The organism is Planosporangium thailandense, assembly GCF_011947195.1.
Classification (GTDB): domain Bacteria; phylum Actinomycetota; class Actinomycetes; order Mycobacteriales; family Micromonosporaceae; genus Planosporangium; species Planosporangium thailandense.
In genome coordinates this window covers 281730-306455 of the sequence record NZ_JAATVY010000001.1, presented here as the reverse complement: position 1 = coordinate 306455, position 24726 = coordinate 281730, and the positions used below count along the sequence as shown (strand labels likewise).

Annotated in this window: 28 protein-coding genes; 11 read left to right on the top strand and 17 right to left on the bottom strand. The window is 71.8% G+C overall.

The features are described from left to right. The first annotated feature begins 169 nt into the window (after nt 1-169). Nucleotides 170-1384: an ROK family transcriptional regulator gene (locus HC031_RS01405; RefSeq protein ID WP_167923267.1), complete on the top strand. Its 1215-nt coding sequence runs from the start codon at nt 170-172 to the stop codon at nt 1382-1384. Here HC031_RS01405 and HC031_RS01400 read toward each other — a convergent pair whose 3' ends face one another. Beyond that, complete coding sequence (locus tag HC031_RS01400; protein WP_167923266.1) at nt 1385-2587, bottom strand: class I SAM-dependent RNA methyltransferase; 1203 nt, start codon at nt 2585-2587, stop codon at nt 1385-1387. A gap of 2 nt (nt 2588-2589) precedes the next feature. Further along, nucleotides 2590-4656, bottom strand: a complete 2067-nt coding sequence (locus HC031_RS01395; protein WP_167923265.1) for an amino acid permease — start codon at nt 4654-4656, stop codon at nt 2590-2592. A 150-nt stretch (nt 4657-4806) separates the two neighbouring features. Between HC031_RS01395 and HC031_RS01390 the strand changes: the two genes are divergently transcribed. After that, nucleotides 4807-5472, top strand: a complete 666-nt coding sequence (locus HC031_RS01390) for an NAD-binding protein (protein ID WP_167923264.1) — start codon at nt 4807-4809, stop codon at nt 5470-5472. Next, nucleotides 5472-6164, top strand: coding sequence for a potassium channel family protein (locus HC031_RS01385; protein WP_167923263.1), 693 nt, complete (start codon nt 5472-5474; stop codon nt 6162-6164). Before HC031_RS01390 ends, HC031_RS01385 begins: the two co-directional genes overlap by 1 nt. 8 nt (nt 6165-6172) lie before the next feature. Here HC031_RS01385 and HC031_RS01380 read toward each other — a convergent pair whose 3' ends face one another. The 4 genes from HC031_RS01380 to dut form a co-directional block, all read right to left on the bottom strand. Beyond that, nucleotides 6173-6847: a DUF3159 domain-containing protein gene (locus HC031_RS01380; protein WP_167923262.1), complete on the bottom strand. Its 675-nt coding sequence runs from the start codon at nt 6845-6847 to the stop codon at nt 6173-6175. After that, on the bottom strand, nt 6844-7227 hold the full coding sequence (locus tag HC031_RS01375) for an OB-fold nucleic acid binding domain-containing protein (protein WP_167923261.1): 384 nt from the start codon (nt 7225-7227) through the stop codon (nt 6844-6846). The genes HC031_RS01380 and HC031_RS01375 overlap by 4 nt, the downstream gene beginning before the upstream one ends. Before the next feature lie 62 nt (nt 7228-7289). Further along, a complete protein-coding gene (locus HC031_RS01370) occupies nt 7290-8039 on the bottom strand; it encodes a DUF3710 domain-containing protein (RefSeq protein WP_167923260.1) in 750 nt (249 codons plus the stop codon). Next, nucleotides 8036-8593: a dUTP diphosphatase gene (gene dut / locus HC031_RS01365; RefSeq protein ID WP_167923259.1), complete on the bottom strand. Its 558-nt coding sequence runs from the start codon at nt 8591-8593 to the stop codon at nt 8036-8038. Before dut ends, HC031_RS01370 begins: the two co-directional genes overlap by 4 nt. A 51-nt stretch (nt 8594-8644) precedes the next feature. On the opposite strand from dut, the gene HC031_RS01360 reads away from it, so the two are divergent. Beyond that, nucleotides 8645-9163: a DUF3093 family protein gene (locus HC031_RS01360; protein ID WP_167923258.1), complete on the top strand. Its 519-nt coding sequence runs from the start codon at nt 8645-8647 to the stop codon at nt 9161-9163. A gap of 14 nt (nt 9164-9177) precedes the next feature. Here HC031_RS01360 and HC031_RS01355 read toward each other — a convergent pair whose 3' ends face one another. Together HC031_RS01355 and HC031_RS01350 are read right to left on the bottom strand one after the other, a co-directional pair. After that, nucleotides 9178-10125 (bottom strand): hypothetical protein, encoded by a 948-nt coding sequence (locus tag HC031_RS01355; protein WP_240941976.1) that lies wholly within the window; start codon nt 10123-10125, stop codon nt 9178-9180. A gap of 124 nt (nt 10126-10249) precedes the next feature. Then, nucleotides 10250-10546, bottom strand: coding sequence for a DUF4193 domain-containing protein (locus HC031_RS01350; RefSeq protein ID WP_167923257.1), 297 nt, complete (start codon nt 10544-10546; stop codon nt 10250-10252). Nucleotides 10547-10949: 403 nt separating this feature from the next. Between HC031_RS01350 and HC031_RS01345 the strand changes: the two genes are divergently transcribed. Continuing rightward, entirely contained in the window at nt 10950-11486 is a 537-nt protein-coding gene (locus HC031_RS01345; protein ID WP_167923256.1) for a LytR C-terminal domain-containing protein, read from the top strand. A 1-nt stretch (nt 11487) separates the two neighbouring features. Here the strand turns inward: HC031_RS01345 and HC031_RS01340 are convergent, their stop codons facing one another. Then, nucleotides 11488-12306, bottom strand: coding sequence for an inositol monophosphatase family protein (locus HC031_RS01340; RefSeq protein ID WP_167923255.1), 819 nt, complete (start codon nt 12304-12306; stop codon nt 11488-11490). A 266-nt stretch (nt 12307-12572) separates the two neighbouring features. On the opposite strand from HC031_RS01340, the gene HC031_RS01335 reads away from it, so the two are divergent. Both HC031_RS01335 and HC031_RS01330 read left to right on the top strand, forming a co-directional pair. Next, on the top strand, nt 12573-14195 hold the full coding sequence (locus HC031_RS01335; protein WP_167923254.1) for an RNA polymerase sigma factor: 1623 nt from the start codon (nt 12573-12575) through the stop codon (nt 14193-14195). Between the two features lie 274 nt (nt 14196-14469). Beyond that, nucleotides 14470-14700 carry a DUF7455 domain-containing protein gene (locus HC031_RS01330; RefSeq protein WP_167923253.1) on the top strand — a complete coding sequence of 77 codons (231 nt, stop codon included), beginning with the start codon at nt 14470-14472 and terminating at the stop codon, nt 14698-14700. A gap of 128 nt (nt 14701-14828) precedes the next feature. Here HC031_RS01330 and HC031_RS01325 read toward each other — a convergent pair whose 3' ends face one another. Together HC031_RS01325 and HC031_RS33750 are read right to left on the bottom strand one after the other, a co-directional pair. Then, nucleotides 14829-16553: a DEAD/DEAH box helicase gene (locus HC031_RS01325; protein ID WP_167923252.1), complete on the bottom strand. Its 1725-nt coding sequence runs from the start codon at nt 16551-16553 to the stop codon at nt 14829-14831. Between the two features lie 222 nt (nt 16554-16775). Beyond that, the gene (locus HC031_RS33750; RefSeq protein WP_167923251.1) at nt 16776-17018 is read right to left on the bottom strand and encodes a DUF3039 domain-containing protein; all 243 of its coding nucleotides are present in this window, start codon (nt 17016-17018) and stop codon (nt 16776-16778) included. A 126-nt stretch (nt 17019-17144) separates the two neighbouring features. On the opposite strand from HC031_RS33750, the gene HC031_RS01315 reads away from it, so the two are divergent. Together HC031_RS01315 and HC031_RS01310 are read left to right on the top strand one after the other, a co-directional pair. After that, nucleotides 17145-18062 (top strand): pseudouridine-5'-phosphate glycosidase, encoded by a 918-nt coding sequence (locus HC031_RS01315; protein ID WP_167923250.1) that lies wholly within the window; start codon nt 17145-17147, stop codon nt 18060-18062. Next, the gene (locus HC031_RS01310) at nt 18056-18964 is read left to right on the top strand and encodes a carbohydrate kinase family protein (protein WP_167923534.1); all 909 of its coding nucleotides are present in this window, start codon (nt 18056-18058) and stop codon (nt 18962-18964) included. The genes HC031_RS01315 and HC031_RS01310 overlap by 7 nt, the downstream gene beginning before the upstream one ends. Before the next feature lie 41 nt (nt 18965-19005). On the opposite strand, the gene HC031_RS01305 is transcribed toward HC031_RS01310, so the two are convergent. The 6 genes from HC031_RS01305 to HC031_RS01280 form a co-directional block, all read right to left on the bottom strand. Continuing rightward, nucleotides 19006-19392, bottom strand: coding sequence for a DUF3099 domain-containing protein (locus HC031_RS01305; protein WP_167923249.1), 387 nt, complete (start codon nt 19390-19392; stop codon nt 19006-19008). 134 nt (nt 19393-19526) lie between these two features. Further along, the gene (gene mscL / locus HC031_RS01300; protein ID WP_167923533.1) at nt 19527-19940 is read right to left on the bottom strand and encodes a large conductance mechanosensitive channel protein MscL; all 414 of its coding nucleotides are present in this window, start codon (nt 19938-19940) and stop codon (nt 19527-19529) included. A gap of 136 nt (nt 19941-20076) precedes the next feature. After that, the gene (locus tag HC031_RS01295) at nt 20077-20691 is read right to left on the bottom strand and encodes an HhH-GPD-type base excision DNA repair protein (RefSeq protein ID WP_167923248.1); all 615 of its coding nucleotides are present in this window, start codon (nt 20689-20691) and stop codon (nt 20077-20079) included. 64 nt (nt 20692-20755) lie between these two features. After that, nucleotides 20756-21175, bottom strand: coding sequence for a VOC family protein (locus HC031_RS01290; protein ID WP_167923247.1), 420 nt, complete (start codon nt 21173-21175; stop codon nt 20756-20758). A 35-nt stretch (nt 21176-21210) separates the two neighbouring features. Next, a complete protein-coding gene (locus tag HC031_RS01285) occupies nt 21211-21609 on the bottom strand; it encodes a helix-turn-helix domain-containing protein (protein WP_167923246.1) in 399 nt (132 codons plus the stop codon). Between the two features lie 10 nt (nt 21610-21619). Then, entirely contained in the window at nt 21620-22561 is a 942-nt protein-coding gene (locus HC031_RS01280) for a ribose-phosphate diphosphokinase (RefSeq protein ID WP_338090424.1), read from the bottom strand. A 103-nt stretch (nt 22562-22664) separates the two neighbouring features. On the opposite strand from HC031_RS01280, the gene HC031_RS01275 reads away from it, so the two are divergent. Both HC031_RS01275 and dtd read left to right on the top strand, forming a co-directional pair. Further along, a complete protein-coding gene (locus HC031_RS01275; protein WP_338090423.1) occupies nt 22665-24149 on the top strand; it encodes a DUF7782 domain-containing protein in 1485 nt (494 codons plus the stop codon). 1 nt (nt 24150) lies between these two features. Continuing rightward, nucleotides 24151-24573: a D-aminoacyl-tRNA deacylase gene (gene dtd, locus HC031_RS01270; protein WP_167923244.1), complete on the top strand. Its 423-nt coding sequence runs from the start codon at nt 24151-24153 to the stop codon at nt 24571-24573. Nucleotides 24574-24726: the final 153 nt, after the last annotated feature.

Sequence of the window (24726 nt, the reverse complement as noted above, 5' to 3'; positions counted from 1 at the left end):
CCGGCAGACTTCTATCTCTGTCGGCGTTCTGTCAATAACTGCACATGATCTCGTGATCAGGCCGCAACATTCCCGAGCGTCACGGCGTGCCAGGAACCCCAAAAAGGACAAACGAGCGCCGATATTGGCAAGACTTGACACAACTCCAGAGATCAATCACGATTCCGCGATGACCGGGGAACGCGCGGATGCGACCGTCCTGTGGGACAACGTCCTCGCCGGCAACGCGCGGCGGGTGGGCGAGGTTCTGCGCGCGTACGGCCCGCGGACCCGCTCCGAGCTGGTCACGCTCACCGGGCTATCCCGTCCGACGGTCGCGGCGGGCCTCACCGACCTGACCGATGCCGGCCTCGTCACCGAACAGCCCGCGCCGTCGGCCCGCCCGGCGGGCGGGCGACCCGCCGCCGTGGTGCGCCTGACCCGCGCGGCCGGCCTCGCACTCGGCGTCGACCTGGGACGCCGGCACATCCGGGTCGCCGTCGCCGACCTCGGTCACGCGATCCTCGCCGAGCGGGCCGCCCGGCTCGACCTCGACGCCGACGACCATCCGGCCGAGGTGCTGGACCTCGTCACCGACCTGGTCGACCGGACGCTGGAGGCCAGCTGCGCCAGCCGGTGCGACGTCGTGGGCGTCGGGTTGGGCATCCCGGCGCCGGTCACCCGGCAGGGCGGCATCGGCTCCGCCGCCCTGTTCCCGGCCTGGGCCGACCTGTCCCCCGGCGAGGAGCTCGCGGCCCGGCTCGGGCTTCCCGTACGGGTCGACAACGACGCCAACCTCGGTGCGCTCGCCGAGTACGCGTGGGGCGCCGGCCAAGGTTGTCCGGATCTCGTCTACGTCAAGATCGCCACCGGTATCGGCGCCGGAATCGTGCTCGACGGCCGGCTGTACCGGGGCACCGCCGGCACCGCCGGCGAGCTCGGCCACGTCACCCTCGACGCCCGCGGCCCGGTCTGCCGCTGCGGCAACCGCGGCTGCCTCGAGCTGCTCGCCGGCGGGCGCGCGCTGCTGGAGAACGCCCGGCTGACCAGGCCCGAGGTGGCCGACCTCGAAGAGCTCGTACGGCTGGCCACCGACGGCGACACCGGCTGCCGGCGGCTGCTCATCGACGCCGCAACCCAGCTCGGGTACGCCCTCGGCGGCCTGGTCAACCTGCTCAACCCGGCCCGCATCGTGCTGGGCGGTGACCTCGGCGCCGCCGCTGGGCTCATGCGCGAACCGCTGCGGCGCGGCCTCGGCGACACGGCGATGGCGGCGCCGGTCCGAGCCGTGCAGGTCGTACCCGCCCAGTTCGACCTGCGCGCCTCGGCGCTCGGCGGGGTCGCGCTCGCGCTCGGCGTCGACGGGGCGCCGCTGGGCGTCGACACGGTCGCCCCGATCGCCTGATCAGGCAGGCTGCAACAACCCCACGCACTCCACGTGCTGGGTCATCGGGAAGGCGTCGAACGCCCGCAGTACGGACAGCCGCCAACCCCGCTCCCGGAACGTCGCCACGTCGCGCGCGAACGCCGCCGGGTCGCAGGAGACGTAGGCGACCGCGCGCGGGTGCCGGGCCGTGACCGCGGTGACCACGTCGCGGCCGGCGCCCGCCCGCGGCGGGTCGAGCACGACCAGGTCGACCGCGCGCCAGCGCGGGTTGCCCAGCACGGTGCCGACGTCCCCGGCCACCACCCGCACCTGCGTCAGGTCGGCGAGGTTGCGGCGGGCCGCGGTCACCGCGCCCGGGGCCGACTCCACGATCGTCACCCGCCCCTGCTCGCCGACCGCGGGCGCGATGGCCGCCGCGAACAGCCCGGCGCCGCCGTACAGGTCCCAGACCCGCTCGCCCGGCCGGGGCGCGAGAAGCTCCACGACGGTGTCCGCGAGCGCGTCGGGCGCGGCCGGGTGGACCTGCCAGAAACCGGCCGCGTCGATGCGCCACTCGCGGCCCACCGCCCGCTCCCGGACCTGCCGCGGGCCGGAGACGATGCGCGGCGCGCGCCCGCCCCGGGGCCTGGTGAAGATCGTGACATCGCCACCGGAGGACGCCACGACCTCGACGCCGCCCACCCGCGGCCAGGTGCGGTCGGTGACCGGGGCGTCCTGGATCGCCGGATGTGCGATCAGGCAGCGGTCGATCGGGATGATGTCGTGCGAGCGGTGCCGGCGGAAGCCGGGCCGGCCCTGCGCGTCCACGGCGTACTGCACCCGCGTCCGCCAGCCGAGCGGGCCGCCGGGCAGGGGCTCCACCCCTACACCCAGCTCGTCGACCTCGTCGGCGCGCAGGCCGCCGATGCGCACCAGCAGTTCCCGCACGACGGCGGTCTTGAGCTCGAGCTGCGCCGCCGGGGTGGCGTGCTGGAAGTCGCAGCCGCCGCAGCGGCCCGGCTTGGCGTACTCGCAGGGCTCTTCCACCCGATCGGGTGACGGCTCGAGCACCTCGACCGCGTCGGCGCGCAGGTACCCGCGGCGGCGCTCGGTGACGGCGGCCCGGACCCGCTCGCCGGGCAGGGCGTGGCGGACGAACACGACCTGGCCGCCTTCGAGCCGGGCGACGCAGTGCCCGCCGTGCGCGACGGGCCCGACCGTCAGCTCCAGCAGCTCATCCATGATCAGCCGGTCGGTGCGTACTCGTCGTCCGCCGCCGGGCTCGGTCCGTCGCTGACGCGCGTACGCGGGCCGCGCTGCGGGGCCCGCCACTGGCTGCGGACCTGACGCTCGATGTTCTTGCCCTCAGTGGAGCTGAGCTGCCACGGCACGCTGGTGACCATGACCCCGGGCATGAACAGCAGCCGGGTTTTGATCCGCAGCGCGCTCTGGTTGTGCAGCAGGTGCTCCCACCACCGGCCCACGACGTACTCGGGGATGAAGACGGTGATCACGTCGCGGGGCGACTCGCGGCGCATCGACTTCACGAAGTCGATGATCGGGCTGGTGATCTCGCGGTACGGGGAGTCGACCACGGTCAGCGGCACGGAGATCTCCCGCCGCTCCCACTCCTCCTGGATCGCCCGGGTGTCGGCGTCGTCGACGTTGACGGTCACCGCGGTCAGCGAGTCCGGCCGCGTCGCCGTGGCGTACGCCAGCGCCCGCAGGGTGGGCAGGTGCACCTTGCTGACCAGGACGACCGCGTGGTTGCGCGAGGGCAGGACCGGCTTGTCCTCGGTCGGCTCCAGCTCGCGGGAAACCTGGTCGTAGTGCCGGCGGATGGCCACCATCAGCAGGTAGAGCAGGCCCATGGCGACGATCGAGATCCAGGCGCCCTTGGTGAACTTGGTGACCAGCACGAGGATCAGGACGAACCCGGTAAGGCACAGGCCGAAGAGGTTGATCGCCCGCGACCGGATCATCCGTCGCCGGACCGCCGGGTCGCGCTCGACGCGCAGCAGCCGGTTCCAGTGCCGCACCATGCCGGTCTGCGACAGCGTGAACGACACGAACACGCCGACGATGTAGAGCTGGATCAGGCGCGTCGTCTCCGCCTGGAACGCGACGATCAGCACCACCGCGAAGGCCGCCAGGAACATGATGCCGTTGCTGAACGCCAGGCGGTCACCGCGGGTGTGCAGCTGGCGGGGCAGGTAGCGGTCCTGGGCCAGGATGGAGCCGAGCACCGGGAAGCCGTTGAACGCGGTGTTCGCCGCGAGCACCAGGATCAGCGCCGTGGTGGCGATCACGAACCAGAAGCCGGGCGCGAAGTGGTCGAACACCGCACCGGCGAGCTGTGCGGTCACCGTCTGCTGCACGTAGTGCGCCGGTGCGGAGATGATCTGCAGATCGGCGGCCGTGCAGCCCGGCTTGATCTTGTCGCACTCGACGAACTGGATCCCGGTGATGCGCGCCAGCGCGATGATGCCCACCAGCATGCCGATCGCGACCGAGCCGAGCATCAGCAGCGTCGTCGCGGCGTTACGGCTCTTCGGCGGCTTGAACGCGGGCACGCCGTTGGAGATGGCCTCCACGCCGGTGAGCGCCGCGCAGCCGGACGAGAACGACCGCACGAGCAGGAACACCATGGCGAAGCCGGCGATCGAGTGCTCGGCCTTGATGTGGATGCCGGCGCTCTCGGCCCGTACCGCGTCGCCGAGCACGAAGTACCGGAACAGCCCCCACACGACCATGCCGATGATCCCGATCATGAACGCGTACGTGGGGATCGCGAACGCGGTGCCCGCCTCGCGGACACCGCGTAGGTTGAGCGCGGTCAGCACCAGCACGACCACGACGGCGACCACCGGCGCGTGCTGGGACACCCAGGGCACCGCCGACCCCAGGTTCTGCACCCCGGACGACACCGACACCGCGACGGTGAGCACGTAGTCCACCATCAGCGCGCTCGCCACCGCGAGCCCGTACTTCCCACCCAGGTTGACCGTGGCGACCTCGTAGTCGCCGCCGCCCGACGGATAGGCGTGCACGTTCTGCCGGTAGCTGGCGACGACGGTGAGCATCACGACGACGACGCCGAGCGCGATCCACGGCGAGAACACGAACGCCGACGCGCCCGCCACCGACAGCGTCAGCAGAACCTCGTCGGGCGCGTACGCCACCGACGACAGCGCGTCGGAGGCGAACACGGGGAGCGCGATCCGCTTGGGTAGCAGCGTGTGCTGCAGGCGGTCCGACCGGAACGGTCGGCCGACGAGCAGCCGCTTCAGTAGTGAGGTGGGACTGGCCACGGCAGCAAGAGTAGTGCGGCGCGCACATCTCAAACGGCCGGTGGGTGATGTACCCCCCTCCGGGTACGTGTACCGTCCCGCATCGCACGGTGGACCGGCCGTGCGATGCTCACGTCAGAACCTTGCGTCAGTAGGTCCGGGAGGGCCAGCGTGCACATCGTGATCATGGGCTGCGGCCGCGTCGGCTCGACGCTGGCCCTGAGCCTGGAACGCCGGGGGCACTCGGTGGCGGTGGTCGACCGCAACGGCGACTCCTTCCGCCGTCTCGGGCCCGACTTCACCGGCCTGACCGTCACCGGCGAGGGCTTCGACCGCAACGTGCTGACCGCCGCGGGAATCGAGCGCGCCGACGGCTTCGCCGCCGTCTCCTCCGGCGACAATTCCAACATCATCTCGGCCCGGGTCGCCCGGGAGACCTTCGGCGTGCAGCGCGTCGTCGCGCGCATCTACGACCCGCAGCGCGCCGAGGTGTACGAGCGGCTGGGTATCCCGACCGTGGCGACGGTGCGCTGGACCGCCGACCGGATGCTGCGCCACCTCGTTCAGGACGGCGCCGCCGAGCTGTGGCGCGATCCGACCAGCGCGATCGCGATCGTGGAGGTGCCGGTGCACGCCGGCTGGATCGGTCGACCGCTGCACGCGCTGGAGGAGGCCACCGGGGCGCGGGTCGCCTACCTGATGCGCTTCGGCATCGGCACCCTGCCCACCGCGTCGACCGTGATACAGGACGGCGACCAGGTGTTCATGCTCGTCACCGACGAGATGATGGGCGCTGTGGCGAAGATCACCAATGCGGCGCCGGAAGGGGCACACTGATGAAGGTCGCGATCGCGGGAGCCGGCAACGTGGGGCGCTCCATCGCCCAGGAGCTCGTCGACAACGGCCACCAGGTGATGCTGATCGAACGGGAGCAGGCGCGGCTGACGCCGTCGAAGGTGCCCGCGGCCGAGTGGGTGCTCGCCGACGCCTGTGAGGTCTCCAGCCTTCAGCAGGCCGACCTCGCCAACTGCGACGTGGTGGTGGCGGCCACCGGCGACGACAAGGTCAACCTGGTCGTCTCGCTGCTGGCCAAGACCGAGTTCGCGGTGCCCCGCGTGGTGGCCCGGGTCAACCGCGCCGAGAACGAGTGGCTGTTCAACGAGCAGTGGGGCGTCGACGTCTCCGTGAGCAAGCCGCGCATGATGGCCGCCCTCGTCGAGGAGGCGGTGACGGTCGGCGATCTGGTCCGACTCATGACCTTCCGCCAGGGCGCCGCCAACCTCGTCGAGATCACCCTGCCGCCGTCGGCGCCGTACGTCGGTCACCCGGTACGCGACGTGCCGCTGCCCCGCGACTCGGCGCTGGTGGCGATCCTGCGCGGCAAGCGGGTGCTCGTACCCAGCCAGGATGACCCGCTGGAGGCCGGCGACGAACTCGTCTTCGTCTGCGTCCCGGAGGTCGAAGGCGAGGTCCGCGGGGTGATCCTCGGGTCGAGCGGCGTCGAGACAGCCCGCGCCGCCGAGGTCTGAGCCGCGGGTCAGCCGGCGATCGGCTCGGGCAGGGAACGTGTCACGCGGCGGACCGCGTACACCGTGACGACCAGCAGCAGCGCGTAGGGCGGGTAGCCGAGCGCCAGCCGGGCGACGCCGAGGGCGTTGTCCTGGTTGGCGAGGTACAGCCCGCCCAGCACCGCGACCTTGATGACGTAGACCACAGCCCACAGGATCGTCAGCCAGCCGAACAGGCGCAGCAGCCGCGGCTCGGTACGCCACCGCCCGGTGCCGCCGGCGAACGTGATCGACCACAGCCAGCCGACCAGGGGCCGCCGCACGCCGACCGAGACGAGCAGGGCCACGGCGTACCCGAGGGTGTAGAGGATCGTCGGGAGGTGGAAGTCCTTGGCGTGCCCGGTCTTCGCCGCGATGACGGCGCCCAGGGCGATGCCGAACAGCCCGTTGAGAGCGTGCCGGATCGGCTCCCGACGCGACAGCCGCCACCCGGCGATCCCGACGCCGATGACGACCGAGAGGATCACCGCCGGCCGGAGCGCCCACACGATGTTGGCGATCACGAAGACCGCGACCGGGATGCTCGACTCGACCAGTCCACGGACCCCGCCCAACTGGTCGGCGATCTGCTCGGAGAAGGACGGGAGTGCGATCTCCGCCTCGTCGTCGCCGGTGCCGGTCGGGGCGTGACTGGGCTGGGTCATGGGCGCGGGGCTTCCAGTTCGTAGTACGGATTGAAGATGACCTTGCGCTCGTCGCGGAACGCTATCCGCCCGCGCGCGGTGACCAACCGGCCCGGCTCGATGCCGGCGATGTGCCGCCGCCCCAGCCAGACCAGCCGGATCAGGTCGCTGCCGTCGTACAGGTCCGCCTCCAGCGTAGGCAGGTTGGTGCGTGGGGTATAGACGACGGTACGCAGCCTGCCGGTCACGGTGACCAGCTGTCCCCGGCGGCAGTCACACGCCGGCGTGCTGCCGCACTCCGCCGCGTCGCGCTGAAGCTCCTCGGCGTCCAGCTCCTCCGGGGTCGCCAAGAAGCGGCGCACGAAGCGCCGTACCGGTGAGGGCCGTTCCTCGATGGCCATGGCCTTGCTGTCACCCTCCTCGGTGCGCGTCCTCCGCGCCCCCGTCATCATCACCCGGCGGGTCAATCCTCGCGCCCGGAATTCGGCTCCGCGTCGCCCTGCTCGGCCGCCGACGTCGCCTCCTCGGCGACCGCGGCAGCCCCGTCGGCACCCGACGTCTGCTGGGTGACCTCGGTCGGCAGCCGCAGCGGCAGCGGTTCGCGGACCGGCATCGCGTCCCGGCCCCGGTCGACGACCAGCCCGGTGAGGCACGTCGCCAGCGGGCCGGCCTGGTCCGGATCGGCCGCCGCCGCGCCCTGGTAGACGCCGCGGACCATCCAGCGCGGCCCGTCGATCCCGACGAACCGGAGATCGACGGCGCCGTCCGGCGTGCGGACCTGGGCGCGCAGCTCGCGCCCGTACTCCCCGTCGGCCTCCTCGGCCGCGAAGCCGTCGCTGGCCAGCTGCTGGCTGATCTCGGCGCGAACCTCGTCCCAGATCCCCTCGGTGCGCGGGGCGGCGAACACGCCCAGCTGCAGCGCGCTCTCGCCGGACACCAGCACGACCTGCTCGATCTGACCCTCGGGGTTGGCCTGCAGCCGCACCTCGACGCCGGGCACGGCCGGGATCCACATGCTGCCGAGGTCGAGCCGCTCGACCCCGTCGGGGGCGTCGGCCACGTCGTACGGGCCGCTGGTGGCCATCGTCGGCAGCTCCTCGTCGTCCGAGCCGAACTCGTCGTGGGTGGCCCGGGTGTCGGTGCGCTGGGTGCGGGGCGTGTCATCCACCCGGTGGTGGCGCCCCTTGCTCCCGCGACTCCGCGAGAAGATCACTCAACCTCTCCGTTCGTTCCCGACCAGTCGCCGACCAGCCCTGCGTGTCCGCCGGTCGACCCATGTCCCTCGGCGCCCCGCCTGGATGGCGGAAGCTGGTCGACGACGTGGAAGTGTGCCCGCTCCACCTGCTGGACGACAAGTTGGGCGATCCGGTCGCCCCGGCGGATCTTCGCCGTCGACTCAGGGTCGTGGTTGACCAGGTTCACCAGGATCTCGCCGCGGTACCCGGCGTCCACCGTGCCGGGCGCGTTCAGGACGGTCACGCCGAGGCGGGCGGCGAGCCCCGACCGCGGGTGGACCAGGCCCACGTACCCGGGCGGCAGCGCGATCGCGATCCCGGTACGCACCAGGGCGCGCTCGCCGGGACGCAGGTCGACGTCTTCCGCCGCCACCAGATCCGCGCCGGCGTCACCCGGATGGGCGTACGCCGGAACCGGGAGATCCGGATCGAGCCGTTGCAGCTCCACCGGGACCGAGACATCGGCTTGCGACTGCGGTCCTCGCAAGCTGCGGTCCTCGCGCTGCGCGGTGTGAGCGGTCTTGTCCTCCATGCGCTACATCCTGCCGTGTCGGTACCGCGGACCGCGTCGTACTCTCGCACCGTGGCACAGCGAACGGCTGCCCAGGTGAGCAACGAGGCGCCCGCACGATACGCGGAGCGGCTCCGCGTGCCGTGGTGGGTATGGCCGCCCGCCCTGGCGTTCGCCGCGCTGATGGCCGCCGAGGTGTACCTCGGCGCGGGCCGCTGGATCTGGGTGCCCTACGTGATTCTGCTGCCGGCGACCGCCGCCGGCCTGTGGGCGCTGGGCCGACTGCGGGTGGCGGTCGAGGACGGCGAACTGCGCGTGGACGACGCCAGGCTGCCGCTGCGGTACGTGGGCGGCGTGACGGTACTGGGGGTCGACGAGAAGCGCCTGCTGCTGGGGACCGCGGCACATCCGTACGCCTTCGTCGTGCAGCGGCCGTGGGTCAAGGGCGCCGTGCAGGTGCACCTCGACGATCCGAACGACCCGACCCCGTACTGGGTGGTCAGCTCGCGGCGGCCGGCGACCCTGGCGGCGGCTCTGCTCGCGGCGCGCAGCGCCGGGAACGGCCCGGCAGCCGGCGGCGAACGACCCTAGGAAGCCGCCGACCGTCAGCGCTCCCACTCCCCCGCCTCGAACCCGGTCGCTCGACGTCCCCGCAGGTCAGCGCGTACCTCTGAGCCCAGCGACCCGGTGGCGCGCCGGTTGAGGACAGCCGCGACCGTCGCGCCGGTCAGCAGTGGACCCAGCGTGGTCAGGTTGCGTCCGAGCCGGCGCACCAACCGCTCCCGCAGCTCCTTGCGCGCCGCCGTACCCAACGCGGCCGCCATGCCAGGCCCGGGGGTGAACGCGTTGACACCCCGGCGCTTGGCCCAGGCCTGTAACAGCGCGACCGCCCGCTGGGCGCCGCTGCCGGGCACCGGTTGGCGGTACACCTCGTGGAGTTCGGCGATCAGCTTGACCTCGACCGCGACAACCGCGACGGTCTCGGCGGCGAGCAGCACCGGCGCCGTCAACAGCGTCGGGGTCGCCGCCCACTCGACGGCGGCCACGCCACCGGCTGCCGCGCCGATCCCGGCCGTCACCCGCGCCGCGTTGCGCACCAGGCGCTCGGCCAGGGCCTCGTCGTCGAGCCCGTCGTAGTGCTTCCGCAGCGTGTCGAGATCACGGACCGGAATGTGGGGCGCCGCCTCGGTCACGGCTTCGATCACCCACCGCACCGCCGACGCGGGGCGCAGCAGGTCCTTCACACCCCGGTCGCGGATCTCCCGGCCCACGACCCGGCCCAGCAGCTTCGCGCGCGTGCCGCGGTCGAGATCTTCGTCGGTCAGCGCCGCGACCGCGCGGGAGAGGCCCGCGCCGTCGGCGGGCAGCGTGTCGTCGACGTCCAGACGATCGACCGGCCCGAGCCGCACGGTGTCGACGTCGTTGATACGCACACCGTCGAGGCTCGCCACCGGGTCGAAGCCGGTCGCATGGTCGGGGCTGGTTGCCGGGTCGGGGCCGTCGCCGTCGGCCCCGGTTCGACTCCCGTCGGACAGCTTGTCACCTTTCGGCATGGTGTCGCCTCTCTCGCGCCGCGACCGGTCCGGCCACGCCGTCTCCGGCGGCCGGACCGGTCGCCGGATCGGTCGTCGCTGTCGTCACCCCTACCCGGAGCGACCGGAATCTATGCCTACAGCGTCAGGCGCACTCGCGGCAGATCAGCTCTCCGTTGCGCTCCGCCGCCAACTGGCTGCGGTGGTGCACCAGGAAGCAGCGCGAGCAGCGGAACTCGTCCGCCTGCATCGGCAGCACCTTGACGGTCAGCTCCTCGTCGGCAAGGTCAGCTCCGGGCAATTCGAAGCTCTCGGCGACCTCGGCCTCGTCGACATCGACGATGGCCGACTGCGCATCGACGCGCCGCGCCTTGAGCTCTTCCAGACTGTCCTCGCCGAGGTCGACCTCGTCGCGACGCGGAGCGTCGTAGTCGGTGGCCATCGGTCAGTCACACTCCCCAATATCGTGTCGCGCCGTGTGTAACGCCAGACGTCGTGCTTTCGTACCCGCCCTGGAGCACTTATCGTCGCGGCTCCGGCACGGATCGTGCACCCGCGCCGGGAAATGTATCTTGCGAGCGCGGAACCTTACCGCCCTCGTGCGTTGGTTGTACGCCTCCGCGCGGAAACTTGTTCCCAATGTGATTCAGGCGACACCACGGTAAGGACACCGACGTTCCGGGAACGTTCGCCGCGCCGACGTTCACCGCCTGATCGCGCGCGGCGGGCGGGCACACGTTAACCTCGGCGGCAACTGTCGGCTGCACGCCGCGCCGCGAGTCACCCCTCTTCCATACCCGTCCGGCGCCAGCCGGACGCCCGACCGCTCTAGGGGGAGCCGCCAGATGACCATCGCGAGAATCCGGGCGCTCGCTATCGTCGGCGCGCTCTTCGTCGCCGCGCTCGTGCTCGTGACGGTCAGCATCGTCAAGGACAAGCAGACCAAAGCCGCCGGCGCGACCTGTCCGAAGAACGCCGTCCGGGTCGACACCCGCCTGAACGACGCCGAGAACATCCAGCTCAACGTCTACAACGCGTCAGATCAGGCGGGCGCGGCGAAGACCGTCGCGCAGGAGTTCAAGCAGCGCAGGTTCAAGGTGGACCCGGAGAAGGCGAGCAACGACCCGCTGCACAAGCCCGTCCAGGGGGTGGCCGTCCTGCGGTACGGCCCGAAGACGGTCGGCGCCGCCTGGGTGGTGCGCTCCTACTTCCTCAACGAGGCGGACCTGGAGTTCGACCCGAGCCGCCAGGACGAGACGGTCGACGTCGTCCTGGGCCCGTCGTTCCAGAAGCTCGCCACCGAGACCGAGCAGCGACTCGCCCTGGCGTCCGTCGGCCGCGCGAAGCTGCCGAAGGGCACCTGCGACATCCGCGACGCGTGAGTCACGGGCCGCCGGCCGCGTCCAGCTCGACGAGCAGGTCGTGCAGGGGCTGGTACAGCGCGGCGGGGGCGGCGATCACCATGTCGGATCCGGCCGGCGCGCCGGCGAGACCGGTCACCCGCAGCCCCGCCTCCTCCGCCACCAGCGCCCCGGCGGCGTAGTCCCACACGTTGAGCCCCTTTTCGTAGACCGCGTCGAGGACGCCCTCGGCGGCCAGGCAGAGGTCGATCGACGCCGCCCCGATCCGCCGGATGTCGCGGACCCGCGGGAGCAGCCGCGCGAGTACGCCCGCCTGATGCGCCCGGCGGGCCGCGTCGTAGCCGAACCCGGTGCCCACCAGCGCCTGGCTCAGCTCGGTGACCTGTGAGCCGGCCAGCCGGCGCCCGTCGCGGTACGCGCCGCCGCCCCGGATCGCCGTCCACTCGTCGCCGGTCACCGGGTTGCGGACGACACCCGCGACGACCACACCGTCCACCTCGGCGGCCAGTGACACCGCGTACGCCGGGATGCCGTACAGGTAGTTCACGGTGCCGTCGATCGGATCGAGGATCCACCGCACCCGGCCGCCGCCCTCGATCGCGCCGGACTCCTCGCCCACGACGGCGTCGTGCGGCCGGCGCGCCCGCAGCTCTTCGATCACCTGCCGCTCGACGGCGCGGTCGGCGGCGGTCACGACGTCGGTCGCGGTGCTCTTGGTCGACACGCCCGCCACGCCGTCGGCGCGCATCGTGCGGGCCAGCTCGCCGGCCCGCCGGACGGCGGCGCGGGCGAGGTCGAGCAGTTGCGCCGCTTGCGGGAGCGCTTCCGACGCAGAATCCATGGCAACCTCCTCCGACCTGCCTACCATGCCGGCACGACGCGCCGACGATGTGATCCACAACAACGCCGCCCGCTCATTCGCCTGAGACAGGTCGATCGCCTATATCAGCGTTACAATTCACGCTTGCCCGCTGCGTTACGGATCGCCCCGGCCCGCAGCGTACGGGTTCCAAGACATCAAACCCGGCCACACTCGTAATCGGTTTCGTCGTGCGCGAAGCTGGTCGGGGGAGGCCACGCTCGCTCTTTGCCTCGGGAAGGTCGTCCGTGACAGCACCCCGCCAGACCGGCGCCGACGTACGTTCACTCGCCGACACGCTGATCGCACGTGCGACCACCACGGGTGGCCAGCTGACGTCGGCCGATGTCGCCCGCGCCGTCGAATCCGCGGAGGTCACCCCCGCGCAAGCCAAGAAGCTCCTGCGCGCCTTGGCCGAGTCGGGTGTGACCGTGGTGGTCGACGATTCAGGGTCCAGCCGCCGCCGGGTGGCTGCCGCCCGTTCCGCCACTCCGGCGTCGAAGGCCACCACGGCCAAGGCGCCCGCGCCGGCCCGCCCGGCGGCCCCGAAGGCCGACAAGAAGGTCGGCGACGCGCCGGCGGACCCGGCGGCGGACACCGCCGCGGACGCTTCGGCGGCGGCCAAGACCGCCAAGAAGAGCGTCGCCAAGAAGGCCACCGGCGCGGACGCGGGTGCCGGCGCACCCGCCAAGGCGCCCCGCAAGGCCGGTGCCGACGCCGGGAAGGCGACCAAGGCCACGCGGGGCAAGAAGGCCGACGGAACCCCCGGCGACGAGCCCGATGAGGGTGACCTGGAGGTCGAGGCGATGGCCGCCGAGATCGAGGACATCGTCGAGGACGAGCCCGCGGAGCTGGCCCAGGCCGCGGCCGCGGACGCCGCCGACGATTTCGACTGGGACGACGACGAGTCCGAGGCCCTCAAGCAGGCCCGGCGCGACGCGGAGCTGACCGCCTCGGCGGACTCGGTCCGCGCCTACCTCAAGCAGATCGGCAAGGTCCCCCTGCTGAACGCCGAGCAGGAGGTCGACCTGGCGAAGCGGATCGAGGCCGGGCTGTACGCGGCCGAGCGGCTGCGGCTGGCCGAGGAGAACGGCGAGAACCTCGAGACCACGATGCGCCGCGACCTGCTGTGGATCTCCCGGGACGGCGAGCGCGCCAAGAACCACCTGCTGGAGGCCAACCTCCGGCTGGTCGTCTCCCTGGCCAAGCGCTACACCGGTCGCGGCATGGCGTTCCTGGATCTCATCCAGGAGGGCAACCTCGGCCTCATCCGCGCCGTCGAGAAGTTCGACTACACCAAGGGCTACAAGTTCTCCACCTACGCCACGTGGTGGATCCGCCAGGCGATCACCCGGGCCATGGCCGACCAGGCCCGCACCATCCGCATCCCGGTGCACATGGTCGAGGTGATCAACAAGCTGGGCCGCATCCAGCGCGAGCTGCTCCAGGACCTCGGCCGCGAGCCCACCCCGGAGGAGCTGGCCAAGGAGATGGACATCACCCCGGAGAAAGTGCTGGAGATCCAGCAGTACGCCCGGGAGCCGATCTCGCTCGACCAGACGATCGGCGACGAGGGCGACAGCCAGCTCGGGGACTTCATCGAGGACTCCGAAGCGGTCGTGGCCGTCGACGCGGTGTCGTTCTCGCTCCTGCAGGACCAGCTGCAGCAGGTTCTCCAGACGCTGTCCGAGCGTGAGGCGGGCGTCGTACGGCTCCGGTTCGGCCTCACCGACGGCCAGCCGCGCACCCTCGACGAGATCGGCCAGGTGTACGGCGTGACCCGGGAGCGCATCCGGCAGATCGAGTCGAAGACGATGTCGAAGCTGCGGCACCCGTCACGGTCGCAGGTCCTGCGCGACTACCTCGACTGATCTTCGGGTACGAAATCGTACGAACGGCTACTTAGCGGTGTGTCTGCGGCCACACCGACCGCACGTCCGTACCCCAGCACCAAGGGGTATACGGATTTGTGATCGGTTGTGTGGCAGGCTAGGAGCACGACACGACGCTGGTACCCAGGACCGGAACTGTGACCTTTGTCCCGTAGGTCAGCAGGGAAGGCTCAGGGCCCGGGCCATGTTGAACGATGTGTGAAACGGCAACGTATGAGATGCGTTCGTCGGTGACGACTAAAGGAGGATGGCGATGACCCCGACTCTCACGCCGCCGCCGGAGCTGGTGGCGCCCGCCACCGATGAACGGTGCGACCGCTGCAACGCTGCGGGAAAGCTGCGGGTACGAGTGGCCGAAGGCGGCGAGCTCGTGTTCTGCGGACACCACGCGAACAAGTACGCCGAACAGCTGGCGAAGATCGCAGTCTCGGTAGCCGTCGCTCCGGAGTTCACCTGGCGCGGCACCGAGTTGATGGCCAACTGACGGTCTGATATTTCACAGGGCGCCCCCGAGGGGGCGCCCTGCGGCTTTTTCCGGCCGGCCCGCTTGACTGCGTCGCGCGGATCTTGACTGCGTCGCGCAGATCTTGCGGCCTACAGACTCTGGATGGCCTACAGACTCTGGATCGTCGCGATCCGCTCCTCGAGCTGCTCGATCGTCGCCTGGGCGCTCGGCGGGCCGCCGCACCGGCGGCGCAGCTCCGCGTGGATCTTCCCGTGGGGTAGCCCGGTGCGGTGGTGGTGGGCGTTGACCAGCGCGTTGAGCTGGCGGCGCAGCACGATGCGCCGCTCCCCCGCGGTGGTCGGGCCGGCCTGCCGGGGCGTGACCGGCTGCTCGGCGACCGCGGTCGACCGGCGGCGGGCCTCCGCCGCGACCTGCTCGGCCTGCCGCTTCGACAGCAGCGTGGCCACCTGGTCGGGCGTGAGGAGACCGGGAAGGCCCAGGTACTCCTCCTCCTCGGGGGTACCGGCCTGAACCGGCGTGCCGAACGACGCACCGTCGAAGATCACCTGGTCGAGCTCGGCGGTGGCGCTCAGCGCCTCGAACTGCTTCTCCAGCTCACCGCTGGCCTGCTCGTTGCGCTGCGCGCGCTCCAGCAGCTCGTCGTCGAAGCCCTCGCGGCGCTTGGGCTCGCCGAGCACGTGGTCGCGCTGCACCTCCATCTCGCTGGCCAGCCCGAGCAGGTGGGGCACGCTCGGGAGGAACACCGTCGCCGTCTCACCGGGTCGGCGGGCCCGCACGAACCGGCCGATGGCCTGGGCGAAGAACAGCGGCGTGGAGGAGCTGGTGGCGTACACGCCGACCGCGAGGCGCGGGATGTCGACACCTTCGGAGACCATCCGTACGGCGACCAGCCAGCGATCGTCCGACGCGGAGAACTCCGCGATCCGGCCCGAGGCACCGTCGTCGTCGGACAACACCACCGTCGCCTTCTCGCCGGTGATTTCGTGCAGAAGCTTCGCGTACGCCCGGGCGGACTGCTGGTCGCTCGCGATCACGAGACCACCCGCGTCGGGCATGCCACCCGCCCGCTTCACCCGCAGCCGCGCGTCGGCCGCCCGCAGCACCTGTGGCATCCAGTCCCCGCGCGGGTCGAGCGCGGTACGCCAGGCCTGGGCGACCAGATCCTGGGTCATCGGCTCGCCCAGCCGGGCGGCGAGCTCGTCGCCGGCCGAGGTGCGCCACCGGGTCTCCCCCGAGTACGCAAGGAAGATCACCGGGCGCACGACGCCGTCGGCGAGAGCGTCGGAGTACCCGTACACGCTGTCGGCGCGCGACCGGGGCAACCCGTCCGGCCCCCGCTCGTACTGCACGAACGGGATCGGGTTGTCGTCGGAGCGGAACGGGGTACCCGTGAGCATCAACCGGCGTACCGCCGGCTCGAACGCGACCTTGACGCCGTCGCCCCAGGAGCGCGAGTCACCCGCATGGTGGATCTCGTCGAGGATCACGAGCGTCTTTCGGGTCATCGTCCGCCGCCGGTGGACGTCCGGCGCCATGCCGACCTGCGCGTACGTCAGGACGGCCCCGTGGAAGTCGGCCGACGAGTGGATGTCGGAGTTGCGGAACGTCGGGTCGAGTTGGATGCCGACCCGCCCGGCAGCAGCGGCCCACTGGACCTTGAGGTGCTCGGTCGGCGCGACCACCGTGACCGCGTCGACCGTCCCGTCGGCCAGTAACTCGGCGGCGATGCGCAGGGCGAAGGTGGTCTTGCCCGCGCCCGGCGTCGCGACGGCGAGGAAATCCTCGGTGGGCCGGCGCAGGTACGACACCAGGGCTTTGCGCTGCCAGGCTCGAAGACTGGGGCTGGCCTCCGGTACTGGACGCGGCGGCATGCACTCCCCTCCCGTGATGACCTTCGGCCGATCGCCGAGCATGACGCCGATCGCCGAACACGAATCAGCCCCCGCGGCGGGCAGACCACAGGGGCGAGCCGGGCCGCGAAGGCGTAGCTGAAGCTTAACCGCCGGTGGACGGATCGAAGCCGCACCGCGCCCGCGCGCCGGCCTTAAATCAGGCCGGCACGGAACGTGACAAACATCAAAGGCCGGGAGCCGCTACTCGGGCACCTCGTCGTAGATGCGCTTGCACTCGGGGCACACCGGGAACCGCTGCGGGTCGCGCGAGGGCACCCACAGCTTGCCGCACAGCGCGCGTACCGGAACACCCTCCACCATCGCCTGCATGAGCTTGTCCTTCGGCACGTAGTGCGAGAACCGCTCGTGGTCGCCCTCGTCGAGGCGGTAGTCGACCCGTTCTTCGACGATGGTGTCGGTGTTGGACTCGGGACCAGTGGCCACCACACGCTCCCTTTCTGCCAGCGGCACCGTGCGCGGCGCCTGACGGTACGGACATCCCAGTCTGCCAGGCGGCCGGCACGACGGGCGAACGGCAGGCGGGCCGGCAGCGGGCCGTAGGGTGTCGTCGTGGACGACTTCTCGATCAGCCTCCGGCCCGAGGTGGCCGCGGCACTCCAGGCCGGTCAGCCGGTCGTGGCGTTGGAAAGCACGATCGTGTCGCACGGGCTGCCGCGGCCGGACAACCTGAAGGTCGCGCAGGAGATCGAGCAGACCGTACGCGACGCGGGCGCCGTTCCGGCGACGATCGGCATGGTCGGCGGGCGGCTCATCGTGGGGCTCGACGAGGTGCAGCTCACCCGGCTCGCGACCGCCGACGGGGTCGCCAAGCTTTCGGTACGCGACCTGGCCGTGGCCGCCGTGGCGGGCTCGGACGGCGCCACGACCGTCGCCGCCACCGCCGCCGTCGCCGCGGGCGTCGGCATCGGGGTGTTCGCCACCGGCGGGCTCGGTGGCGTGCACCGGGCCGCGGCGGAGAGCTTCGACGAATCGGCCGACCTCACCGCACTGTCGCACACCCCGATCACGGTGATCTGCGCCGGCGTGAAGTCGATCCTGGACATCGGCGCGACGCTGGAGCGCCTGGAAACGCTCGGCGTACCCGTCGTGGGGTACGGCACCCGCCGGTTCCCCGGCTTCTACCTCAGCGACAGCGGACACGATCTGGACTGGTCGGTGCAGACCCCCGACGAGGTGGCGCAGATCATGCGGGCCCGCCGGACCCACGCCGTGTCGCGCGCCGGCCTGATCGTGGCGAACCCGCTGCCGGCCGACGAACAGCTCGACCCCGATCTGCACGACCGGGTACTCGCCGAGGGGCTGGCCGGCCTGGCGGCCGAGGGGATCACCGGCAAGGCGGTCACGCCGTACCTGCTGGCCCACTTCCACTCCGCGACGGGAGGCCGCAGTCTCGCCGTGAACGTACGGATCATCCTGCGCAACGCCCGGCTCGCCGCGGAGGTGGCGGTCGCCTCCGCCCGATCGTGACGACCGTCGCGGTCGTCGTCGGTGACCTGGTCACCGACGTGGTCGCCGTATCCGGGCAGCCGTTGGTGGCCGGCTCGGACATCCCTGCGGCGGTGGCCGTGCGGGGCGGCGGCTCCGGCGCCAACACCGCGGCCTGGCTCGCCGCTTCGGGCGTACCGACCGCGTTCGTCGGCGTGGTCGGCGCGGACGGTGCCGGCGCCGACCGGGTGGCCGAGCTCACCGACCTGGGCGTACGGGCGGTGGTGCGACGCGCCGAGGGCGCGGCGACCGGCAGCGTGGTGGTCGTCTCCCACGGCGGGGAGCGGACGATGCTGAGCGACCGTGGTGCCAATCTCCTGCTCTCCCCGGCCGACGTGGATGCCGGGCTCGCTTCCGGCGCGCGCCACCTGCACCTGTCGGGATACGTGCTGCTGGCGCCGCCAGCGCGTGAGGCCGGGCGGTACGCGCTCGCCGCCGCCCGCCGCCACGGTCTCACCACGAGCGTCGACCTCGCGGCCGCGGCGATCATGCGGCGCGTCGGGCCGGCGGAGATCCTGTCCTGCGTCGAAGGGGTCGACCTCATCCTGGCCAACCGGCAGGAGGCCGCCGTACTGGTGGGCGAGGCCGCCCCGGCGGAGCTGGCCGCACGACTGGCCGCCTCGGCCGGACGCGCGGTGGTCAAGTGCGGCGCCGCCGGCGCCGTCTGGGCCCGCGCCCGCGGTGAGGTGATCGAGGCGGCGGCGCAGCCGGTTTCGGTGGTGGACGCGACCGGAGCCGGGGACGCCTTCACCGCGGGGCTGCTGGCGGCGTGGCTGTCCGGCGGATCTCCCGCCGAGGCGCTCCGCGCGGGCACGAGCCTGGGCGCCGCCGCGATCGGGCTGATCGGCGGGCGCCCCACCGCCGGGGACGCGACACGCTCCTGAGACGGCCCACTGCTGAGGACGCGACACGCTCCTGAGGCGCCCTACCGCTCGGGGTGCGACTCCTCGCGGCGCAGCTCGTCGGCGTCGATGACGGTCGGCTCGCGGGGCGCCCCGATCGCGTTCTGCGGCGGCTCCTCGACGCGGGCGCGGTGATGCAGGCGGTGGGACAGCCGGTGCTGCTCCTTGGGTGGCCGGTCATTGGCCAGGATCACCGCGAGCCACGGCAGCAGCACCATCCCGACCACGCACAGCACCAGCCACAGGGGCAGCAGCGGCACGCGCAGCCCCACCAGCACGGCAGCCACGATCAGCAGGAGCGCCCTGATCGACATCATGATCAGGTACCGGATCTCCCGCATCCGCAGCTGGTCGTCCTGGCTCGGCTCGGCGTCGGTGATGAGCACCGGCCGGCGCCCCTGTCGTTTCACCTGGCCGCCTCTCTGAACCCGAAGGCCCTTCCCGAGTCTTGCACCCGACCCGCGCGGTGGCCACCGTCACCGGGCATCGAAGGCGGACGCTGCCGCGCCCGCCCGCTACCCGCGCCCGCCGCTACCCGCGATCGCTACCGCTGCCCGTCCGGGTGCGCCACCTCCTGCCGGGGGCCGGCCAGGGCGTCCCGGATCTCGCGCAGCAGCAGGATCTCCTCGCTCGGCGCCTTCGGCTTCGGCTCCTGCCCGCGGGCGCGGCGCTCGGCGAGCTTGTTCATCGGCAGCACGACCAGGAAGTACAGCGTGGCCGCGGTGAGCAGGAAGGTGATCGCGGTGTTGATGAAGCCGGCGTAGTCGAAATGCTGCTTGCCGATGGCGAACTCGCCTTGCACCTGGCCGGTGCCGCCGGTGGCGAGGCGGATCAGCGGGTCGAGGAACGACTTGGTGAACTGGCCGACCAGACCGTTGAACGCCGCGCCGATCACGACGCCGACCGCGAGGTCGACGACGTTGCCGCGCATAATGAAGTCTTTGAAGCCGCGAAGCATGGACATGCGTCTCCTGTACCCGGGGGAGGGACGCGACCCACCCTAACGGGTGAAAGGTGGATCACCCCTGCGGCCCGGGCGCTCCCCCATGATCCTGAAGGATCTCCCGTGCCCTGACACGGAGGATCCTTCAGGATCATTCGGCGGGCCGGGCCTTGGCGGCGGCCTTCATCTGCTGCTTGTACGACCGGACCTTGGCGAGGCTCGCCTCGTCGACGATGTCGGCGACCGACCGGAACGAGCCCTCCTCGCCGTACCCGCCCGCGGCCTCGCGCCAGCCCGGCGGCCGCACGTCCAGCTGCTTGCCGAGCAGCGCCACGAAGATCTGCGCCTTCTGCTTACCGAAGCCGGGTAGCTCGGCAACCCGCTTGAGCAGCTCCTTGCCGTCCCTGGCCTCGGTCCACAGCCGCGCGGTGTCCCCGTCGTAGCGGTCCACCAGCACCTGGCACACCTGCTGAGCCCGGACGGCCATCGCCTTCGGGAACCGGTGGAGGGCCGGACGCTCAGCGAAGATCGCCGTCAGCGCCTCCGGGTCGTACCCGGCCAGCTCGCGCGCGTCCGGTTCGTGGCCGAGCCGGCGCACCAGGTCGTACGGCGCGCTGAAGGCCCGCTCCAGCGGGATCTGCTGGTCGAGGACCATACCGAGCAGGAGCGCGAGCGGGCTGCGCCGCAGCAGCTCGTTCGCGGCGGGATCGATGGGCAGCGAGAGCACCGTGGTGATCCTTTCGGATGTCGCGGACGTGGCGTACATCCTGACACCTGGCCGAGATCAGGAGCCGTAGGCCCGTCCGCCCCGTCGGTCGCCGGCGACGGGCTCAGCCCCGGGGGTACATCTGGCCGATACGGATCTTGTTTCCGAACGGGTCCCGGATGCCGAAGTCGATGCCGTACGACTGCTCGGTCGGCTCGTCATAGATGTCCACGCCCTTCGCCACCAGCTCCTCGTACGTCTTGTACGCGTCGTCGGTGGTCATGAAAAGGTGGCCGCCCAGGGCGCCCTTGGTGAGCAGCTCGCGGACCTGCTCGGCGGTGGCCGGGTCGAGCGCCGGCGGCCCGGGCCGCTCCAGCAGGATCTCGCGCTCCGGGTCGCCGGGCACGTTGACCGTGAGCCAGCGCATGAAGCCGAGGTCCGCGTCGGTGTTGACCTCCATGCCGAGCTTGCCGACGTAGAAGTCGAGGGCCTGGTCCTGGTCGAGGACGTAGATCTGGGAGCGGGAGATGGATTTGATCGTCATGGCCGGAACGCTATGACACCGGGCCGGCCCGCCGCTTATCCAAAACTGCTGGGTCGCATCCACGCCTTGACGAAGCACCCGGGCACGCCCACCGGGACCGTGCGCCGACGGTACTCCGTCGGCGACTCCCCGACGATCTGCCGGAAGGTCCGACTGAACGTGCCGAGGCTGCTGAACCCCACCGCGAAGCAGATGTCCGTGACGTCGCGCCCGGTCTGCGTCAGCAGGTACATGGCCCGCTCGACCCGGCGCCGCTGAAGGTAGCGGTGCGGGGTCTCGCCGAAGGTGGCGCGGAAGGTACGGATGAAGTGCGCCTCCGACAGGTGTGCGATGCGGGCCAGCGCGGGTACGTCGAGCGGCTCGGCGTACGCCCGGTCCATGGCGTCGCGGGCCCGCAGCATGGCCCGGTTGGACTCCTCCACCGCCCGGCTCATCAGCCGGCCCTCAGTGCGTGTCGAACAGGGCGCTGACCGACTCGCCCTCGTGGATGCGCCGCATCGCCTCCGCCAGGGCCGGCGCGATCGACAGCACCCGCAGCTTGGGCGAGGCGTGCAGGACCGGCACCGTGTTGGTACTGACGATCTCCAGTACGTCGTCCTCGGCGCCGATGCGATCGAGCGCCCCGTCGGCGAACAGCCCGTGGGTGCACGCCACGCGGATCGAGCGGACGTTCTGCTTGCGCAGCAGGTCCATCAGCTCGAGAACGGTGGTGCCGCGGGCGATCTCGTCGTCGAGCACGATCACGTCCCGGTCGGCGACCTCACCGATGACCGCGCTGATGTGTACCTTGTCGTCGGACAGCCGCTCCTTGGCGCCGGCCGCGACCGGCACGTCGAGCATCTTGGCGAACCGCGCCGCCTCCTTGGCGTTGCCCAGGTCGGGCGAGACGACCACGGCGTTGGACAGGTCGTACCGGCGGAAGTGGTTGGCCAGTTCCCGCAGCGCGTGCAGGTGGTCGACCGGGACGCCGAAGAACCCGTGCACCTGCGGCGAGTGCAGCGTCAACGCCAGGACCCGGTCCGCGCCGGCCGTCTCCATCAGGTCGGCCACCAGCCGCGCCCCGATGGAGATGCGCGGCGCGTCCTTCTTGTCCGACCGGGCGTACGCGAAGTGCGGCATCACGACCGTCGTGCGCGCCGCCGAGGCGCCCCGCGCCGCGTCGAGCATGAGCAGCAGCTCGACCAGGTTCTCCTGGACCGGCGGCACCAGCGGCTGGATCAGGAAGACGTCGCGCTCGCGGCAGTTGGCCTGTAGCTGCACCTCCAGGCAGTCGTTGGCGAAGCGGGTGGTCCGCGTCGGCTGCAGTGGGACTCCCAGCTGCTCGCAGATCTCGGCGGCGAGCTCGGGATGGGCGCTGCCACTGAAGACGGTGATGTCCGCCCGCACGGATTCCTCCTTGTTGTTCAACCAGCGCACCAAAGGTACGTGAACAGCTGCGTAACCCCCAGGTGGGTTCGGGCACCTCACACGTACGAGGCAGGATGGGACGGTGACCGACGCCATCCTGCCCCCCGACGCGATCGCCCGGCTCCGCGCGGCCCTGGCCGGGGCGGGGTACACCTCGACCGGCATCGCGGCGCGCATCGGTGCGGCCGGTACGGCCGGAATGCGCCGCAATGATCTTCGAGCGGCGCTGCGCGCGACCGAGGGCGCCGACGACCCGCTCGCCACCCTGATCCGGGTCTTCGTGTGCGGCCAGACCGAGCCGGAGCGGGTGGTCGCGGCCGCGCTCGCGCCGCTGTCGCTGCCCGAGGCCGTCGAGGCGGGGCTGGTCGAGCCGGTGAGCGGCGGGCTGCGGGCGGGGCTCGACCTCGAGGCGTACGGCGACCAGTGGATCGTCTCCGACGTCGACGCCGCGATGCGCCCGGGCCAGCCGCTGCCGCGCGAACACGTGCTCGGCGTCGGCGGCGCGTCGACAACCCTCGCCCAGTCGACGATCCGCCGGCCGGTGGCGACCGCGCTGGACCTGGGCACCGGCTGCGGGGTACAGGCGCTGCACCTGTCCGCCCACGCCGCGCGGGTCACCGCGACCGACCTGTCCGAGCGGGCCCTGCGCTTCGCCGCGACGACGGCCGCGCTCAACGGGCTGGACTGGGAACTGCTGCGCGGCGACCTCACCGCGCCGGTGGCGGGCCGCCGGTTCGACCTCGTCGTGAGCAACCCGCCGTTCGTCGTCGGCCCGGGTACGACCACGCACACGTACCGTGACTCCGGCCGCGCCGGCGACGCGGTCTGCGCCGAACTGGTCGCGGCCGCGCCGCGCCTGCTCAACGAGGGCGGGTACCTGCAGTTCCTGGCGAACTGGCTGCACATCTCGGGCGAGGACTGGGCCGACCGGGTCGCCGGCTGGGTGGCCGGCACCGGGCTGGACGCGTGGGTCATCCAGCGGGAGGTCTCCGACCCGGTCGGGTACGTGAACCTGTGGCTGGGCGACGCGTCCGAGGACCCCGCGACCCGTCCGGCGCGCGCGGCGGCGTGGCTCGACTGGTTCGACGCCAACAAGATCGAGGCGGTCGGGCTCGGGCTGATCACGCTGCGGGCCGGCGGTCACGACGACCCGACCGTACGGGTGGAAGACCTGCGCCAGGCGGTCGACCAGCCGCTCGGCGCGCAGATCGAGCCGTGGTTCGACCGCCAGGACTGGCTGCGCGGCCACTCCCGGGATGCGCTGCTCGGCGCCCGGCTGGTGGCAGCCGGCGGCCTCCAGCTCACCCAGGAGGCGACGCGGGGCCCGGAGGGCTGGCAGGTGGACCGGCAGCTCCTGGCGCTCACCGACGGCCTGCGCTGGGTCGAGCAGGTCGATCCGCTCGTACTCGCGCTGGTGAGCGCGTGTGACGGCACGCTCGCGCTACGCGACCAGCTGGACATGCTCGCGGTGGCGCACGACGCCGACCCCGAGGCGCTGGCGCAGGTCGCGATCCCGCTCGTCGCGCACCTGGTCGAGCGCGGCATCCTGCTGCCGGCGGGTCGCTGACGTGCGCGCGGTGGTGCAGACGGTGAGCCGGGCCAGCGTCACCGTCGACGGCGAGGTGGTGGGCGCGATCACCGACGGGCTGCTGGTCCTGGTCGGCGTGACCCACTCGGACTCGACCACCCAGGCGGAGACCCTCGCCCGCAAGGTGCACGAGCTGCGCATCCTCGACGACGAGAAGTCGTGCGCCGAGGTCGGTGCGCCGCTGCTGGTCGTCAGCCAGTTCACGCTGTACGGCGACACGCGCAAGGGCCGCCGGCCGAGCTGGAGCGCCGCGGCGCCCGCGCCGGTCGCGGAGCCGCTGGTCACGGCGTTCGTGGCGGCGCTGCGCTCGCGCGGCGCGCTGGTGGAGACCGGGCGCTTCCGGACCCACATGCTCGTCGAGAGCGTCAACGTCGGGCCGCGAACCATCCTGCTCGAGGTGTGACGCGGGTTACCCCCCGATCAGGGCCAACTGTCCGCCGCCTTACCCCGGTTTAACGCCGGCTCAGCCACGCTGTCCCACATGATGCGCCACTTTGTCAACGGGGAGGCGAGAAGGGTGGCTCAGCCGCTGATCGACCTGGAGTCCGGGACCCGC